The organism is Petrotoga sp. SL27, assembly GCF_002924605.1.
In the GTDB taxonomy this organism is placed as follows: Bacteria; Thermotogota; Thermotogae; order Petrotogales; family Petrotogaceae; genus Petrotoga; species Petrotoga sibirica.
This window is the reverse complement of record NZ_JAIP01000023.1, coordinates 147,053-165,146: the sequence shown is the minus strand read 5'-3', so window position 1 is coordinate 165,146 and position 18,094 is coordinate 147,053. Positions and strand designations below refer to the sequence as shown.

At 33.7% G+C, this 18,094-nt stretch carries 14 protein-coding genes and 1 pseudogene; 3 read left to right on the top strand and 12 right to left on the bottom strand.

The window, feature by feature from the left end:
- Positions 1–10: 10 nt before the first annotated feature.
- From rsgA to AD60_RS10755, 3 genes and pseudogenes are all read left to right on the top strand, one after another.
- Complete coding sequence (gene rsgA / locus AD60_RS08725; RefSeq protein WP_103877361.1) at positions 11–1,066, top strand: ribosome small subunit-dependent GTPase A; 1,056 nt, start codon at positions 11–13, stop codon at positions 1,064–1,066.
- 37 nt (positions 1,067–1,103) lie between these two features.
- Complete coding sequence (locus tag AD60_RS08720; RefSeq protein ID WP_158248415.1) at positions 1,104–1,802, top strand: PIG-L deacetylase family protein; 699 nt, start codon at positions 1,104–1,106, stop codon at positions 1,800–1,802.
- A gap of 135 nt (positions 1,803–1,937) precedes the next feature.
- Positions 1,938–2,087, top strand: a pseudogene (locus tag AD60_RS10755) (transposase); the annotation flags it as partial.
- A 720-nt stretch (positions 2,088–2,807) separates the two neighbouring features.
- Here AD60_RS10755 and AD60_RS08715 read toward each other — a convergent pair.
- The 12 genes from AD60_RS08715 to ade all read right to left on the bottom strand — a co-directional run bounded on the left by AD60_RS08715 (position 2,808) and on the right by ade (position 18,084).
- Entirely contained in the window at positions 2,808–3,728 is a 921-nt protein-coding gene (locus AD60_RS08715; protein WP_103877359.1) for a tyrosine-type recombinase/integrase, read from the bottom strand.
- Positions 3,729–3,757: 29 nt separating this feature from the next.
- A complete protein-coding gene (locus tag AD60_RS08710; protein WP_166667752.1) occupies positions 3,758–5,539 on the bottom strand; it encodes a phospho-sugar mutase in 1,782 nt (593 codons plus the stop codon).
- A 56-nt stretch (positions 5,540–5,595) separates the two neighbouring features.
- Positions 5,596–6,768 carry a MalY/PatB family protein gene (locus tag AD60_RS08705; protein WP_103877357.1) on the bottom strand — a complete coding sequence of 391 codons (1,173 nt, stop codon included), beginning with the start codon at positions 6,766–6,768 and terminating at the stop codon, positions 5,596–5,598.
- A gap of 2 nt (positions 6,769–6,770) precedes the next feature.
- Complete coding sequence (locus tag AD60_RS08700; protein WP_103877356.1) at positions 6,771–7,586, bottom strand: bifunctional 5,10-methylenetetrahydrofolate dehydrogenase/5,10-methenyltetrahydrofolate cyclohydrolase; 816 nt, start codon at positions 7,584–7,586, stop codon at positions 6,771–6,773.
- Between the two features lie 78 nt (positions 7,587–7,664).
- Positions 7,665–9,329: a formate--tetrahydrofolate ligase gene (locus AD60_RS08695; protein WP_103877355.1), complete on the bottom strand. Its 1,665-nt coding sequence runs from the start codon at positions 9,327–9,329 to the stop codon at positions 7,665–7,667.
- Between the two features lie 19 nt (positions 9,330–9,348).
- Positions 9,349–11,505 carry a glycogen debranching protein GlgX gene (gene glgX, locus AD60_RS08690; RefSeq protein ID WP_103877354.1) on the bottom strand — a complete coding sequence of 719 codons (2,157 nt, stop codon included), beginning with the start codon at positions 11,503–11,505 and terminating at the stop codon, positions 9,349–9,351.
- Positions 11,506–11,544: 39 nt separating this feature from the next.
- Complete coding sequence (locus AD60_RS08685; RefSeq protein ID WP_103877353.1) at positions 11,545–12,306, bottom strand: ABC transporter ATP-binding protein; 762 nt, start codon at positions 12,304–12,306, stop codon at positions 11,545–11,547.
- Positions 12,303–13,346 carry an iron ABC transporter permease gene (locus AD60_RS08680; protein ID WP_103877352.1) on the bottom strand — a complete coding sequence of 348 codons (1,044 nt, stop codon included), beginning with the start codon at positions 13,344–13,346 and terminating at the stop codon, positions 12,303–12,305. The genes AD60_RS08685 and AD60_RS08680 overlap by 4 nt, the downstream gene beginning before the upstream one ends.
- Positions 13,347–13,378: 32 nt before the next feature.
- Positions 13,379–14,383: an ABC transporter substrate-binding protein gene (locus AD60_RS08675; protein ID WP_103877351.1), complete on the bottom strand. Its 1,005-nt coding sequence runs from the start codon at positions 14,381–14,383 to the stop codon at positions 13,379–13,381.
- Positions 14,380–14,997: an NTP transferase domain-containing protein gene (locus AD60_RS08670; RefSeq protein WP_103877350.1), complete on the bottom strand. Its 618-nt coding sequence runs from the start codon at positions 14,995–14,997 to the stop codon at positions 14,380–14,382. Before AD60_RS08670 ends, AD60_RS08675 begins: the two co-directional genes overlap by 4 nt.
- Positions 14,998–15,025: 28 nt before the next feature.
- Complete coding sequence (locus tag AD60_RS08665; RefSeq protein WP_103877349.1) at positions 15,026–16,348, bottom strand: NCS2 family permease; 1,323 nt, start codon at positions 16,346–16,348, stop codon at positions 15,026–15,028.
- Between the two features lie 23 nt (positions 16,349–16,371).
- Positions 16,372–18,084: an adenine deaminase gene (gene ade, locus AD60_RS08660; RefSeq protein ID WP_103877348.1), complete on the bottom strand. Its 1,713-nt coding sequence runs from the start codon at positions 18,082–18,084 to the stop codon at positions 16,372–16,374.
- Between the last annotated feature and the right edge of the window lie 10 nt (positions 18,085–18,094).

The following is an 18,094-nucleotide window of genomic DNA, read 5'->3' as shown; positions in this document are numbered from 1 at the left end:
AGGATTTTTAATGGTTGAAGAAATAATGAAGAAATATGGTTATTTTAATTTTTTTAGAGATAGTCCAATTAATGATAATATTGGTAGAATCACCTTTGTCAGTAAAGAAAATTATCTTGTTATGACACCAAAGGGTGAATTGATTGGGAAACTTAAAGGGAGATACAGCTATGAAATTGAAGATGCAAAAGAATTCCCATATGTGGGAGATTGGGTTTCTATTCAATATACAGGTAATGAAAAAGAAGTTTTAATTGATCACCTTTTTCGAAGAAAAAATAGGATCTCCAGGAAAATGAGGGGTAAACAATTTTCAGAACAAATTATTGCCTGTAACGTGGATTATATAATTTTTTGTATGTCAACTGATGAGAATTTTAGCTTACGATTATTGGAAAAATATCTATATGCTTTCTCTTGGCCAAATTCTAAGAGCCTTCTTGTGCTTACGAAGAAAGACCTTGCAGAAAATGTTGAAAAGAATATTAAAAAAATAAAGGAACTTTATCCTAATCTTGAAGTGATAGCAACAAGTATCTACGAAGATTCTAGCATAAAATTACTTCTTCCTTACTTACTTGAAGGAACTACTTCCGTAATTATAGGTTCATCCGGTGTTGGTAAATCAACCTTAATCAATCACATTGCTGGTAAAGAGATATTCAAAACAAGAGAAATTAGTAAAAAAACTCAAAGAGGCAAACATACTACAACCTTCAGAAAACTTATTTATCTCGGAGAAGGATTAGGATGTATAATAGATACCCCTGGCTTAAGTTCGGTTTCTTTATGGAGTAGTTACAATTCAAACAGCGCTTTTTCAGACATCGAAGAATTGAGTTTACATTGCAAATTTAGGAATTGCACCCACACAGTTGAAAAAGGATGTGCTGTATTAAAAGGGGTAAAAGACGGAATAATAAGTGAGGATAGATATAAAAATTTCATTAAGTTAAAACGAGAAGAGAATTTTATGAAAAGTAAGATAGACTTCAACATCAATAAGAAAAGAAATAAAGAAATAGAAGAGCGAGAAAAAATGAAAAAGAGCAAAAGGAGAAAATAAAAATTTATTCAAGCAGAGGAAAGGAGGTGACATATTTTTGATAAACATTCTTATCTTTTCTCCCCATCCAGACGATGCAGAAATTTCCATCGGTGGTTTTATTTTACTTCATGCTAATGAATATAAAATTAAAATCATCAATTTGAGTGCTGGGGAGCATTCAAGTAACGGCGATAAAATTGAAAGACTTAAAGAATCTAAATTTGTGGAAAATAGGTATAAAAATATTAGTACAAAATGTCTATTTTTTGAAGATGCTAATATTCAACATACCGTTATTGATCAACAAAAGAGAATTATTCGGATTATACGAGAGTATACTCCGGGCGTTATTTTAACTTCTCATTATACTGATGAACATCCTGACCATTTGGAGTCTTATTTGTTAGTAAAAAATGCGATATATAAGGCTGGATTAAACATATATCCTGAGCTGGGCGAACAGCATACGTGTAAACATGTCTTTTTTTATTCTCAAAACTTGTATAATGGAAAGGGATCAATGTTTATAGATATATCTTCAGTAATTGAAGAGAAATTGAATATTTTGTCTAAATATAGAAGTCAACTTATTCAAGATAATTCTCGCGTTAAGACATATTCCAACACTCGAATTTTTCAAAAAGTTCTTGCTAAAGATAAATATTGTGGATCATTAATAAATACTGATTACGCAGAAGAAATAATTTCCTATAAAAAAATTACCATAAAAAATATATTTGATATTGTTTTCTAATCTAAACAAGCTTTTGTTTGCACTTACTAAACGAAAAGTGGTTCTTTTCATCAACGATTGACTTGATTAGCCTCTGGTAATATAATTGATGAAAATCACTTAAAAGAGGATGAAGGGAATGGAAGAAATAGTTAAGCGGTTAGAAATGCTATCATATATGAATACAACAATTGACTAGCAGAAGGTTCTGTGAATGAAGTAAAAGTTATCAAAAGGATAATGTATGGAAGAAACAAATTTGAGATGTTGAGACAGAAAGTTCTTTTTCTTGAGGATAATGGGTAGGGTTCAACAATCAGTGGAAAGAACCAGTATGTTAGTTAGTGTAGCTTTGTGAATATATACAAAATGATACAAATATACAATGTATATAAGATGACTTCCTGATTAAGAAGGAAAAATTAAATTTTCTTCTTTAATGAAGGCAAAATTTTTTATCTAATACTTTCCAAAGAAAAGTGTCTTCGTAAAACGCTTAATTTTGAGAGTTAAATTTTATAAATTAGTTTTTATATTTATTTCAAAATTCAAAGGCTCTCAGGGCTTCTTACAAAGAGGTGTACTGTAATTATTATAAATAAAGAATTCCATAGGTTAAAATTTGTATTATTTGATTGTTTAATTCATTCTTGTCGGAAAACTTAGGTTTTCCGACAAGAATGTCTTTGTTAACTTTCAATAAATTATCTACTTTTTTTATTTGTCACTGGAAAAATCTAAATCATTAGTTTACTATTGATATGTTTAGTTATATTTCTTTTCTCCAAGTTCGATATGTATTATAAATATTACTTTACGTTATATAACATTTTTATATTAAACATATCTCTTTTATTCTATAAAATAGTTATTTAATAACAAATACCTTATACTCTTGCAAAGCTACTATACAATGTAAAGCTCAATATATAATAAACAAAAAAATATTTTTTTATAAAATTTTATCAAAAAGTTCCCCAACTTAACGGGGAACTTTTTTTGGAAAATAACTTTGAATTTTCAATATTATATTTGATCCAGAACTGAACTATGGCTATCAGATCTAACGTATATTCCGGTAGTTGAAATGGTTGTATGTCCAAGTATATATCGCACTTCCTCCAAATTTTTTCCAGAATTCAAAAGCCTTTTTGCGCATGTGTGCCTTAGAGCATGAGGTGTTGCATTAATATAATTTATATTGTTATAACCGTTTATCCTCAATTGATCGATCTTTTTGTTGGCTTTTATAACGTAATCTTGAAATCTTCTTTCCATAGTTCTAGAAGATATGGGGATATCGTTGCCATTTGAAAAGATATACTTCTTACCTTGACCCCCCTTCGAGGTGTTTTTTTCTGCAAAGGTTATTAACTGTTCTGCGTATTGTTTGGATATTTTAAGATATCTTACTCTGTTCCCTTTTCCATTTATAACAAGTTCAGCATGATCGTTATAAAAAATAATCTGCTCCTTTTCTAACGATAAGGCTTCTGAAATTCTTAAACCCGTTTTTAACAACAATGAGTAGAAAGTTTTGTCGAATTTATCTTCAATAACGGAGAAAAAAACTTTTATTTGATTTTCTGTCAAACCTTTGGGAACGTCACTTGGAATCTTTGCGTTTGCATCTTTCCAATATTTTTTTCCAGATATTTCTCCATTTTCGTATAGATAGTTCAAAAAGGATTTTAAAACAACTATCCTAAGTTTTATCGTTCTTTGAGATAAATTTGAGATCTCTTCAAGATATTTAAGAAAGCATCCTCGATTCAGTCCGTATATTTGAACGAACTTTTTATATCCATTCAATATTTTCTTGTATTCATATATGGTTGAGTCTGCCCTTCGCTTGACGAATTTCAGATATGATAAAAATTCTGAGATATACCCTTCAATTTTCCCTTTATCTTTTGTGGAATCAAATGTACTATTGATATCCATCATAGTTTTTTCCCCCAATAAGGTGTGAAACTTTAAACTACATTTTCTATGATACTATCAACGGTATTTTTAATCTGATCGAGTTTTGCTTGGGCCTTTTCTTTTTCTTTATCATTTGAATATATGTATATTTTAAGTTTTGGTTCCGTTCCAGAAGGCCTAATTGCATACCATGAACCATCGTTAAACCAGAATCTTAAAACGTCAGAAGAAGGTATATCTGTTATATTGTTAATTTCTCCTGTTGTTAAATTGTATAGCTTTCTTTTCAAATAATCAGCGTATTGTTCAAGTTTGAGATCCCCCATTTCTTTGGGGAAGTTGTTTCTAAACTTTTCCATTATTCGCTTGATTCTTTCCTGGCCCTCAACTCCTTCAAGCACAAGAGAATAATTGTTTTCCAACTCGTAACCAAATTCCTGATAAATATCTTCTAGTACGTCAATTAAATTCTTATTTTTTTTAGAGTAGTATCCAGCCATCTCTGATATAAGCATTGAGGCAATAATACCATCTTTATCCCTCACAAAGGTACCTGTTATATAGCCAATACTTTCTTCAAAGCCAAAGAGGAAGTTTTTCTTTCCTTCTTTTTCTAATTCGTTTTCTTTCCCACAAATATTTTTAAATCCCGTGAGTGTTTCAATAACATCAACGTTATATTTTTTTGCAATTCTTTTTGTAAGATCTCCTGTAACTATTGATTTTATGATAACAGAGTTATCTTCTAAACATCCTTTTTCACTTTTACTTTCCAGTATATAATTAACCAAAAGAGCTCCAACTTGGTTACCGTTTAACATTTTGTAATTGTTGTCATCTAAAATTTCTAAAGCGGTTCTATCTCCATCGGGATCATTTGCCAAAAGTAAATGGGCATTTTTTTCATAACCTAATTTTTTTGCCTCTTCAAAAGCTACTTCGTATTCTGGATTTGGGTTGGCAACGCTTTTGAAATCTGGATCAGGTAGTTCTTGTTCTTTAACTATGAATACATTTTTAAAACCTCTATCTTTAAGTACCCTTCTGACAAAAATGTTTGATGTCCCATTCAAAGGTGTGTAAACTATTGTTATATTTTTATCTACATCTTCATCTCTTAAAGCCAAACTTTCAACTCTTTGAATGTATTCCTCATCGACTTCTTTTGAAATATATTGAAGTAAATTTTGACTTATTGCCTCTTTTTCACTTATTTTTTTTATTTTACTGAAATCGTATCCTATCTTTTCAATCTTTTCTACTATTCCATTGGCAACATCATCTAATATTTGAGACCCTTGATCCCAATAAACTTTGTAACCATTATAATCTTTAGGATTGTGACTAGCGGTAACGACTATTCCAGCAGTAGTTTTCAAATATCTTACAGCAAAGGATAAAACGGGTGTGGGCCGAATATCATCAAATAAATAAGCTTTAACGCCGTTAGCTGCAAGGATTAATGCTGATTCTTTTGCAAACTCTTTAGAAAAGTGCCGTACATCGTAGGCTATTACAACGCCCATCTTCATCCTTTCTTCACCGAAATCAGTAATATAATCAGCAAGGGCTTGAGATGCTCTGCCTACAGTGTATATATTCATCATATTAGTACCTATACCTAACTTTCCTCTCAATCCAGCTGTTCCAAATTCGAGATCTTTGTAGAACCTTTCTTCTATCTCTTCTAGATTGTTTTCGATACTTTTTAATTCTTCTTTTGCTCTTTCATCAATATATGGACTATTTAACCACTCGTAGTAGATTTTTTTGTAATCTCTCAAAGTTAATTGCCTCCTTAGTTTTGTGTTTTTTACTGATTTTGGAAACATTAAAACTTTATACAAAACGCCCCTTCGCCGGGCTCCCCACCATACTATTTGTACTTTTATAAATCTTTAAAAGCATTATAAATATTGTTGCATGCCTCTTTTAAAATAGACATAGGGCATCCAATATTCATTCTAAAAAAGCCTTTACCTTCTTCTCCAAAGATGCTACCTTCTTCTAAACCAACTTTTGCTTTGTTTACGAGTATATCTTTGACTTTTTGTTCATCTCCATATTCCCTAAAATCTAACCACATCAAATATGTTCCCTCGGGTTTTTGTAATTTTATTTTAGGTAGTTTTTCATTGAAAAAATCGTATAGGTGATCGATATTGTCTCTCAAGTAATTTAGTAAATCATCAAGCCAGTCTTTACCTCTTTCGTAAGCAACCTTGGCTGCAACCATTCCAAAGATATTTAATTTATCGCTTGTAAGACTCTCGATCATGTTTTTGTATTCTGTTCGTAATTGTTCATTTGGAATAACAACAAATGACGCTTTTAAACCAGCCAAATTAAAGGTTTTACTTGGAGCATAAAAAGTTAAAGAACTCTCTTTTATATCTTGTGAGATCGAAGATATTGGAATGTGCTTGTTAGGAGAAAATACCAGATCTGAATGTATTTCGTCCGATAACAAGAGGACGTTATGTTTATTACATAATCGGACTAACTTTTCTAATTCTTCCCTTTTCCAAATCCTTCCAACAGGGTTGTGTGGGTTACATAAGATGAATAACTTAGTTCTTTTGAGGGATAATTTTTTTTCTAAATCATCAAAGTCCATGCTATAATTAGCGTTTTCAAATTTTAGAGAATTTTTTAATATCATCCGTCCGTTGGAATTGACGATGTTATAAAAAGGATAATAAACAGGTGATTGAATTACAACGTTGTCTCCTGGCTTTGAGTAAGCAAGAATGGCCATTTTTAAAGCGTCAACCACACCGTAAGTTGTTACTATCCATTCTTTTTTTATCTCAATGCCATGCCTGTCCCTAATCCAATTTATAAAAGGATCAAAGTAATCATCGTCTAACATTGGATATCCAAATATCCCATGCTCTACTCGCTTTTTTAATGCTTCAATTACTTCAGGTGGAGATTTAAAATCCATGTCGGCAACCCACATTGGAATAACATCGTCTCTACCATAAAGTTTTTTAACGGCTTTCCATTTTGCGGATTCTGTATTCCTTCTATCAACTATTTCATCAAAATCATACTTCAAGATTATAGATCTCCTTTTTTATTGATAGCTGCTCTAAAAACATTTCTCATTAGGATAGCTGTTGTGACACTTCCCACTCCACCGGGCACAGGCGTTAATTGGCAAATTTCTGAGACGTCTTTATCAACATCACCAACTATCTTACCATCTACTACGTTAATCCCTACATCGATAACGATCATTCCTTCTTTTACAAAACTTCTATCAACGAAATTAGCCTTTCCTATTGCAACAACCAAAATATCTGCTTTTGTGGTTATCTCTTTTAAGTTCTTAGTTTTTGTATGTGTGATGGTGACTGTGGCATCCCTTCCGTGCCTTTGAAGCATTAATGCAACTGGTTTTCCTACCGTAGTACTTCTTCCAAGAATGACGATATTCTTTCCTCTAACGTCGGTTGTATCTTCTATTATTTTCACAACCGCTTCTGCTGTGCAAGGTACAAATAATTCTTTTTCGTAAAACATAGAACCAATGTTATGTAAACTTACCCCTTCGACATCTTTTTCAGGATCGATGTGTTTTGCTATATCTAATTCAGTGTATCCTTTCTTTAAAGGTCTTGCCACAAAAATGGCATCTGTAGCGTCGTCTTCGTTATATATCCTTAGATCATTAATCAAATCATTACTTTCAACAATTTCTAAGTTGATTCCATATTTTTTTGCATTTCTTTTTTGCGAATTGAGATAGGATTTAGTAGATTCATCAGGTTCAACAACCAAACTTACTAGTTTGGGTTCATAGGAAAGTTTTTCTTTAAATGACGATATTTCTGTTTTTATTTTATCAATAATATTTTTTACTTCAATTAACATAATGTGATACCTCCTAAAAGCGATTGCTAGATCTCTTTGTTTTCAATAAAGCAAATACGTCTCTTTCTGTTTGAATGTTCACGATAACCCGGAGATGTTTCCTTCTTTGTCAATGTCCATGTTGACTGCATTGGGAACCTTTGAAAGACCAGGCATTCTCAATATATCTCCTGCCAATGCAACAATGAAACCAGCACCTGCTGAAAGTTCAAAATCTCTTATTGTAAAAGTATAATCTTTTGGGAATCCAAGCTTTTTGGGGTCATCTGATATGGAATACTGTGTTTTTGCAACAATTACAGGGAGATTCTCGTATCCGTATTTTTTTAAAAAATTCATAGATGATAATGCCTGGGAAGAGTATTTAACCTCGGCGGCACGATAAATATTTTTTGCTAACTTATCTATTTTAACTTCTAAAGGATCTTCAAAGTCGTAAATACTTTTTAATTTGGATCTAGGTTCACTAACTTTTACCACTTTTTCAGCTAAATCTATGGCACCTTCCGAACCTTTTTCAAATCCTTCGTTGACACTAACTTCTACACCTAATTTATTGCAGTAGTCTTTTACCATATTGATCTCGTCATCCGTATCTGAGTAAAATTTATTTAAAGAAACAACCACAGGGATATTATATTTTTTAAGATTTTCAACATGAACCTGCAAGTTAGGCAATCCTTTTTCTAAACTTTCAAGGTTTGGAGTATTCAAATCTTTTAGATTTTGCCCACCGTGGTATTTTAGAGCCCTTATTGTAGCTACCAAAACTGTTGCCGATGGTTTTAGTCCAAAAGTCGGTGAAACAAAATCATAGAATTTTTCTCCTCCTAAATCAGAACCAAAACCTGTTTCGGTTACAACGTAATCAGAAAGTTTCAAAGCAAGTTTGGTTGCTAAAATAGAATTGGTTCCATGAGCGATATTTGCAAAGGGTCCACCATGAACGAAGGCAGGTGTGTTTTCTATTGTTTGAACTAAATTAGGATTAATTGCGTCTTTTAACAGTACAGAAAGGGTCCCAGTGATTTCTAAATCTTTTACAGTTACTGGTTCTCCCTTTGAGTTTTTTGCGACTACAATATTTGATAATTTTTTCTTTAAGTCTTCTAGATTTTCTATCAAACACAATATTGCCATTATTTCTGAAGCAGCGGTGATAATAAAACCGTCTTGTCTTGGATAACCATTCTTCTTTCCACCCAAGGCAACTATTATTTCTCTCAATGCCCTATCGTTCATGTCCATAGTTCGAGGCCAAGAGACTTCGGTTGAATCTATGTCACATTTGTTATACTTTATGTAATCATCTAAAATTGCGGACACCAGGTTATGGGCTGAGGAAACGGCGTGAATGTCCCCTGTGAAATGTAAGTTTATGTCTTCCATGGGGAGGACTTGAGAGTACCCACCTCCTGCCGCGCCTCCTTTTATACCCATTACTGGGCCCAAAGAAGGTTCTCTTAGCGTTACTATCGATCTTTTGTGAATTTTGTTTAAAGCCATGGATAGAGAGATGCTTGTTGTAGTTTTTCCTTCACCGGCAGGAGTTGGAGTAATAGCGGTAACCATTACTAAATTACCATCATTTTTGAAATTAAGTTCATTCAAATATTTGTGGGAAACTTTGGCGATATATTTTCCGTATAAATTGTAGTACTCCTCTGGAATATCCAGTTCGTTGGCGATTAAATCGATTTTTTTTAGCTTTGCAGATCTAGCAATTTCAATATCAGTAAGCATTATGAAACTCCTCCTTTTGCTATTTTGAAATTAAAACTATAGAGCTTCTTGAATGTACAATGTAGTGATTGGCTTTGACTATAGAAGGTTCTAAGAGGAAATCGTTGGGAGATTCTTCAGATGTATCTACTACCCTATACCATTTTTTCCCGTTTGGTAATTTTGGAATTTCAAATTGTAAATCCTTTATGAAAGCATTTAAAGCTACGTATATATCGCTGTCTTTTTCTTTGCAGCCTTGAATATAGTCATCGCCACTTATCATGAACGCAAGACTATGAGAATAATATCCAAAATCAGGTTTGAATGGTTTGACTCCATGCCAAGTTATGTCTGCTATTCCATCACCACTTAAATCCCTTCCAGTGAAAAATCTGTCTCTTCTAAGTGCGCAATGGGTTTTTCTAAAGTTAATCATATTTTTTGTGAAATTAAATATGTCATTAAATTTTATTTTTCTGTTCCAGTCAACCCATGAAGTGGGGTTATCTTGACAGTAAGCGTTGTTGTTACCAAATTGAGTTCTACAAAACTCATCACCCATTAAAATCATTGGTAACCCTTGTGATACCATCAATATTGTGATAAAATTTTTAATTTGTTGTTTTCTGAGTTTTATTATATTTTCGTCGGTAGTCTCTCCTTCAACTCCATAATTGAAACTGTAATTAGCGTTGGTTCCGTCAAGGTTATTTTCCCCATTAGCTTCATTGTGCTTGTTGTTGTAGGAGACTAAATCCCACATGGTAAATCCATCGTGTGAAGTAATAAAATTGACACTATGGTAGGGTTTTCTACCTCTTTTTTCAAATAGATCTGGGCTTCCAGCTATCCTTGTTGCTAAATCTGAAACTAAACCATTATCACCTCTCACAAATCTTCTTACTGTGTCTCTGAATTTTCCATTCCATTCAGCCCATCCAGTGGGAAAATCACCAACGTAGTATCCTCCAGCAGCATCCCAACCTTCTGCTATGAGTTTAGTACCTGCCAAGATGGGATCATCAGCAATGTCTTTTAACAAAGACAGATCGCCAATCCAATTTCCTTTTGAATCTCTTCCTAAAATAGAAGCTAGATCAAATCTAAAACCATCTACATGCATCTCGGAAACCCAATACCTCAAACTATCCAAAATCATTTGTTTTACCACATAATGACTAGAATTAATAGTGTTTCCAGTCCCTGAAAAATTTTCATAATATCTTGGGTTATCTTTCTTCAATAGATAATAAACCGAATTTTCTAATCCTCTAAAGTTGAGAGTCGGCCCTAATTCATTTCCTTCTGCTGTGTGATTAAAAACTACGTCCAAGATCACTTCTATTCCATTTTTGTGTAATTCAAAAACTAAATCTTGAAATTGAATTATTTCTTCACCAATTTTTACACCATATCTGTAATTACTCGTTACAGCAAAAAAGTTTACCGGATTATAACCCCATACATTTTTTAATTTTTCACCAGTTATTGGATTAACGTTAAGATTATCGTTCAAAGGAAAAGCAAAGATGGGCATCAGTTCAAGGGCGTTTACACCTAAATCTTTTAAATGATTTATTTTTTCTACGATTCCCTTATAAGTTCCTCGATGTTCAACATTAGAATTTGGATTTATCGTGAAAAGTCTGACATGCAGTTCATAAATAATCATATCGTTTAGTGTATAACGTGGATGCTTATCATTCTTCCAATTATATTCACGACTGTCCCAAATGATAGATTTGACTTGAGATCTTGCAGAATCCAAAGTAGAAAAACTTAGGTCTTTTTTAGGATCATTTTTGTTATAACCAAAAATGGATTCTTCCGAAAAATCTAAACTTCCTCCAATTACTTTAGCATACGGATCTAAGAGTAATTTGTTTTTGTTGAATCTAAACCCTTCCTCTGGATTGTAAGGTCCATCAATACGCCAACCATAGGACATACCTGCTCTTGCTTGTTCAACAAAAACGTGCCAAATATTGCCTGTTCTATTTTCTTTTTTATCGAGAACATATTTAAAAGTTGGTTCTTCATCATAGTAATTTTCATATATCTCTAAAGTAACTGATGTTCCGTTTCTCGTGAAAACACCAAAATTAACTCCTCCTCTATCTATAGACGTACCTAAGACTGGAAATCCCTTGCTTACTTTAAATTGTGCTTTTTCCTTTATTTTCGTTTCTTCCATAATTTCACCTTCTAAGGATATAAACTTTTAAAAATTTTATTAGTTTATGTATATTATGCTTACGTCTTCCACTTTGTTCATCGAAACCGGTACGTCGTAGAGGATTTGTAAATTTTGTGAGTTCATTACTTCGGTTTTTTCACCGATAAAAATTACTTCACCTTGTTTTACCATTATTATTCTATCACAGAATCTTAAAGCCAAATTAGGATCGTGAAGAGCTGTAATAACTCCTTTTCCGTTTTCACTCAATTTTTTTAATTCTTTCATTAATAGATGTTGATTCTTAAAATCCAAATGAGACGTAGGTTCATCCATGATCAGGTAATCTGTATTTTGCATCAAAGCTCTTGCAATTAGCACCAACTGTTTCTCTCCACCGCTCAATTGGTTATAATTCTTTTCAGCAAGGTGTTGAATATTAAAAAATTCTAACTTTGTATATGCCTCTTTATAATCTTTTTTTGTAGGCATCCTTCCAAAGGGAAGATAGGGAGTTATTCCCATTGCTACAATGTCTATCACTAGGTATGAAAAAACGGCAGAGCGTTCCTGAGGAACTACACTTATAAGTTTTGCAATTTCTTTATAACTTAGATCTTTAATATTATAATTTTCTACGAATATTTCACCTGTTTTTGGTTTTAAAATACCGTTTAGGCATTTTAGTATAGTTGTTTTACCTGAACCATTGGGCCCTAACAAGGCAACCAATTCCCCTTTGTTCAAGGCAAAACTTATATCTTTAATGGTATCCCCCACCGTGTCATATGAAAAAGATATATTTTTAATAGATATCATTGATTCCACCCACTTTCTCTTCTCCTCAATAAAAGATAAACGAAAAACGGTGCACCTATAAACGCGGTAACAATACTGATGGGAATCTCTGCTGGTGTGATTGTCCTTGCGATGTCGTCCATTATAAGCAAAAGAACAGACCCTAAGAGGCATGTTGCAGGAAGCATGTACCTGTGGTTTGCACCTATTATATACCTCGCAATATGCGGAGTAATCAATCCAATCCAGCTTACTTGACCAGCAACAGCCACTGTAGGAGCAACCATAACGGTACTCACAATGATCAATAAAATCCTCATTCTTCGTACATTTATTCCCATGGATAATGCTTCTTCTTCTCCCATAGACATAACGTTCAAATACCATCGTAAAATAAGAAGAATTATTATCCCTGGAAGCATTGTAAATAATGAAATATATACTTCTCTCCAACCTGCCCTGTTGAAACTCCCCATTAGCCAAAAAACAATATTAGGTAATTTTTCGTAAGGGTCTGCTAAGTATTGTACTAAAGAGACACAGGCGTTGAAGAAAGAGGTTACCGCCATTCCTGCCAAAACAAGGACGGTAACCCCCTTCACTTTACTCCAAACAGAAATGAAAAAAGTAAAAAGAACGGCAACTAGCCCTAAAACAAAAGATAATAAGTATGTACCAATTAAAGACTCTTCACTGATCAAAATAGCTAAAGCTACTCCAAATGCTGAACCCGCTGATACACCAAGAATTGATGGAGAAGCCAACGGATTCCTAAAAACACTTTGATATGTTGCACCAGTTATAGATAAAACGGAACCCACAAATATTACCAGTATCATTCTAGGTAACCGAATGTGGTAGAAAACTAACCAGTCGTTGTTTCTTTGTTCCTCAGTGCCTAAGAGTAAATTTTTTATCGTGTTGGTGATTTCAACGAAAGAAATTTTGTATCTTCCAACGAAAAGTGAGATTGTAAATACCAATAGCAAAATTAATAAAAGATAGAGAAGGGTTCTTTTTTGATGTTGACCTAGGGTTTGATTTTTATTTTGAATGGGCATATTAATATCTCCGTATAAATAAGTTTAGTTATTTAATTTCCAGTTTTAGATAACAATTCACTGTATGAAACTCCGTACAAAGTGTAATAAAATTCATCAGCTACTTTATCGAAATCGATATCCGAAAAAAGTTCAGGATGTATTTTTGTTGCTAACCATAACATACCCAAATAAGATGATGGGTTAGGATAATCCCATGGTTCAAGGATGGAGGGGAAGCGATATATTTGTTTGTTTTTAAAAGCCTTAACGTTTTGATATTTTACTTCTTTATACAATTCCTCGATGTCACCTTGAAATGTTTGTGATGTAACTATAACATCAGGATTCCAAGCTATTAACTGCTCTGGAGATATCTTTATGAACCCTACATCGCTTTTTGCTGCTGGATTTATTCCGCCAGCCCACTTTATTATATCCGTTTGCATCATATTTTTTCCCACAGTATCTAGTAGTTGAGAATTAGCAAAATAGACAACTTTTTTCTGATCTTCTGGCAAATTTTTAGCCTTTTCTAGTAGTTTTAAGATATCATCAAACTGGTTATCTACATTTTTTGCTCTATCTTCTAATCCTAATATTTCACCTAATAGTCTATTTGTTTCTCTTATTTCTTCTAAACTTTCTGGATTGATAATAATGGTGGAGATTCCCAGCGTTTCTAATTTGAAAGCGGTGAATTCAGCCTGGTTATGTGGAAATAATATTACTAAATCAGGATTTAAGGAAGCAATAGTTTCAATATTTACTCCTTCTCTTTTTGAACCTACTTCTATTAAAGATTCGACATCTGTATAGATTAAAGTAAATAATTTTTCTTTTGTTGATTTATTATCCACACCTACAAGCATTTCTTGGGCGTTTAATGCAAATACAAATTGAGTAGCCGGCTTGTAGGTTGTTACGATACGTTCTATATTAGAAGGGATTGTTACCTCCCTTCCAGCCATATCAGTAACCGTTAGGGTATTGGCAAATATTACGTGTGCAAAAGTTAAAAGAAATAAGAACATAAAAAAGGATGCACTTTTCTTCACTCACGATCATCTCCCTTTTGTTTTTTTAGATACATATTGTAGTCTTCAATTGTATCAATATCGATGATAATGCCTTCATCGTCAACCTTGTGAAGAGTTATCCTTTCAGGATGTTCACTTAAGAGTGTTCTCAATCCCCCAGGTCCTGATAATTGATAAATATCTGGTATCTGACTTTTGTTTACAATCAATGGATGACCTCTTTTTCCTTGATAAGTAGGTGCCAATATAATTGTTTTGCTATTTATCGCATAGCTAGTAAGTTCGTTGAAAGTTTGAATTTTGATTAAAGGCATGTCTCCAAGTGTGAAGAGTATGAATTCAGAATCTTTGGATAATGATTTTAAACCTCTCCACACGCTTGTTAACATACCTTTTTTGTAATCGTTATTCTTTACAATTTTCAAACGGTGGTCTTCATACTTTGCAAAAACGGGACTTATCTTCTCAAAGTTGCCTCCTAAAACGACTATTATTTCATCATCTATATATTGACATTTCAAAAGTCTAGTAACAACGGTTTCTAAAACAGATTTGTCTCCCCAAGGCAAAATCTGTTTTGGAGTCCTCATTCTTACGGATTCACCAGCCGCTAAAACCACCGCCGAAATCATTGTTAAACTCACTTCCTACATAAATGATTTAAAGCCAAATAAAGTAGATGATAAATAAAGCACACAAAACGTATACTAACGAGTGAACTTCTTTACCTTTGCCAGTGAACAATTTGACTAAAGGATAGGTTATAAAGCCTAAAGCTATTCCGTTAGATATGGAATAAGTTAAAGGCATTACTATCATTGCCACGAAAGCTGGAAAAACTTCAGTAAAATCTTCCCATTTTATGCTTCTTATATTCGATAACATCATTACGCCGACGATTATCAAAGCTGGCGCTGTTGCAGCACCTGGGACTATAGCTATTATTGGTTGAAAAAACAAAGAAAGAAAGAATAAAATAGACACAACTATACCTGTTAGCCCTGTTCTGCCACCTTCTGAGACGCCTGAAGCAGATTCAACGTAGGTTGTAACTGTACTGGTTCCAAATAGGGCACCACCTGTAGTAGCAATAGCGTCGGCTAAAAGAGCTCTATCTGCTTTTGGTAAAGAACCGTCCTCTTTCAAATAGCCTGCTTGTTGGCTAACTCCTACTAACGTACCTGCGGTATCAAAAAGATCTACAAATAAGAAAGAAATTAAAACACCTATCATGCCGATATTAAATGCAGATTTAATATCGAGTTGGAACAAAACTTGAGACCAATCAGCCATTCTAGGGAACGCTACAACACCTTCGGGTGTTGGTGTGACCCCGTTGAAAAATCCTAAAATCGTAGCAATTATAATTCCTAACAATAGGGCTCCTTTTACCCTTAAAGCGTGTAAAATACCGGTTATGATTAGACCCAATAACGCTATTAAAGCTGGTCCAGCGAATAAGTCTCCCATTCTTACCAATGTTGCAGGATCTGCTACTACTATACCAGCGTTTTGCAAACCTATAAAAGCAATAAACAAACCAATTCCAGAACTTATCCCTGTTTTCAGACTCATTGGAATCGAATTAACGATCATCTGTCTTACGGGTGTGATGCTGAGCACAATAAAAATGATTCCCTCTATAAATACTATCCCTAACGCGGTTTGCCAAGAGACCCCCATACCTATAACGATTGAATAGGTGAAAAAGGCGTTCAAGCCCATTCCTGAAGCCAACGCAAATGGATAATTGGTAAGTAAGGCCATCATTACGGTACCTAAAATTGCCCCTGCTATAGTGGCTATGAAGACACCGTTGAAAGGCATCCCTGCATCGCTGAGTATTGAAGGGTTTACGAAGATGATATAAGCCATCGTCATAAACGTTGTGATACCAGCTAAGACCTCAGTTTTAACGTTGGTACCGTTCTCTTTTAACTTGAAAGTCCTTTCAAAAAAACCTTCTTGCTGAGTGTTTGCCATAAGTTTAACCCCCTTTTAAAAAATCAATTTACGACCAATGGTACAAAAGTATTATTTTCAACATCGTATAAGCCATCACAAGTTATCTTTAATTTGGGAACCACTGGTAAACCCATAAACGCTAATGTCATGAAAGGGCTGTTTATTTTGACCCCTAAGTCATGAGCAATTTTTCTTAGTACTTTAAGCTTTTCAGAAACTTTTCCAATTGGGTCGGTGGAAACAAGTCCGCCGATGGGTAAGTTGATAAAATCAACGATATTTTGGTTATTAGCAATTACAATTCCACCCTGAATTTCAGCTATCTTGTCTATTGCCATCTTCATATCTCTTGAATTCGTACCTATTACAATAATGTTGTGAGAATCATGAGTTATGGAGCTCGCAATGGCACCAAACTCTAATCCAAAACCCCTTATCAAACCCAAACCAATCTTTCCAGTACTTTTGTGTCTTTCCACAACGGCAATTTTATTTATATTATACCTTATAAATCGTTCTTCTTCAAAACTATCTGGAAATGAGAAAAACTCCTCTTCAGTGATGATCTGGTCCTGAATCAAGTTAATAACACGGTAAGTTTTCGCTTTAGGAATTTTGAAATCCTCTTCTCTAATAGGGGCAATATTTACAGAATGAAAAATTGAAGGTGGCTTTTCAAAGTTATTAGGATCAACCTGGAATAATGCTTTTCCGTTTTCTGCTACTTTTTTTCCGTCTTTGTAAACTTGTAAAACGTTCAAATCATCTAAATTGTCGATTATCAGAAGATCAGCCTTATAACTTGGAGCAATACCCCCCAAACGATGTAATCCCAGAGATCGAGCAGCATTTAAAGTGGCAAGTTTTATTGCTCTAAGTGGTTCCATCCCGAGTTTTATAGCCTTTTTAATCATAAAATTTATATGGCCTTCTGAGAGAAGGTCTTCAGGATGTTTGTCATCGGTGGCAAATAAAAAGTTACAGTTGTTTTTGTCGTTAATTGCTGGTAACAAGCTTTGAAGATCCCTTGTAACGGAACCTTCTCTAACCATTATATACATCCCCTTTGAAACTTTTTCCAATGCCTCATCGGGGGATGTAGTTTCGTGATCAGCCATGATTCCAGCTAAAAGATACGCGTTTAAAAATTTGCCTTCTAGTTTTGGTGCATGACCATCGATAAAATAATTCTTCATCAGCTCAATCTTATCCCATATATAATCTTGTCCTGTTATAATCCCTTCATAATCCATAACTTCACCAAGACCAAAAAAGCTTGCTTCTGCTATTAAATCTTTTATTTTTTCGGCGTTTAGTACGGAACCAGAATAATCGAAAGTAGTTACAGGCACACACGATGGAACCATCAAATTAAAATTCCAAGGTAGGTTATTGCCAATTTTTAAGAAATATTTTAGACCGATCTCCCCGGCTACATTTGCTATCTCATGTGGATCGGCAACGAGAGTCAACGTTCCTAAAGGGATAACCGTTTTAGCGAATTCTTCTATTGTAACCATTGCACTTTCTAAATGTAGGTGTGCGTCTATAAACCCCGGAGATATGAATTTGCCTTCTATGTCAACTTCTTCCTTGCCTTCATACTTTCCATAGCCGATTATTACACCATTGGAAATGGCCAAATCCTCTTCTATAACTTTTTCGTTAAAAACGTCAATTATTTTTCCGTTTTTGAATACTAAATCTGCTTTTTCCTTTCCTAAAGCTATTGGTAAAAGATCTTTGTTTGACAATATATTTTCC

Excerpts from the sequence above, each read along its gene's own strand:
- rsgA (WP_103877361.1), top strand. The coding sequence starts at position 11 with ATGGTTGAAGAAATAATGAAGAAATATGGTTATTTTAATTTTTTTAGA.
- AD60_RS08715 (WP_103877359.1), bottom strand. The coding sequence starts at position 3,728 with ATGATGGATATCAATAGTACATTTGATTCCACAAAAGATAAAGGGAAA.
- AD60_RS08710 (WP_166667752.1), bottom strand. The coding sequence starts at position 5,539 with ATGTTTCCAAAATCAGTAAAAAACACAAAACTAAGGAGGCAATTAACT.
- AD60_RS08700 (WP_103877356.1), bottom strand. The coding sequence starts at position 7,586 with ATGTTAATTGAAGTAAAAAATATTATTGATAAAATAAAAACAGAAATA.
- AD60_RS08695 (WP_103877355.1), bottom strand. The coding sequence starts at position 9,329 with ATGCTTACTGATATTGAAATTGCTAGATCTGCAAAGCTAAAAAAAATC.
- glgX (WP_103877354.1), bottom strand. The coding sequence starts at position 11,505 with ATGGAAGAAACGAAAATAAAGGAAAAAGCACAATTTAAAGTAAGCAAG.
- AD60_RS08685 (WP_103877353.1), bottom strand. The coding sequence starts at position 12,306 with ATGATATCTATTAAAAATATATCTTTTTCATATGACACGGTGGGGGAT.
- AD60_RS08680 (WP_103877352.1), bottom strand. The coding sequence starts at position 13,346 with ATGCCCATTCAAAATAAAAATCAAACCCTAGGTCAACATCAAAAAAGA.
- AD60_RS08670 (WP_103877350.1), bottom strand. The coding sequence starts at position 14,997 with ATGATTTCGGCGGTGGTTTTAGCGGCTGGTGAATCCGTAAGAATGAGG.
- AD60_RS08665 (WP_103877349.1), bottom strand. The coding sequence starts at position 16,348 with ATGGCAAACACTCAGCAAGAAGGTTTTTTTGAAAGGACTTTCAAGTTA.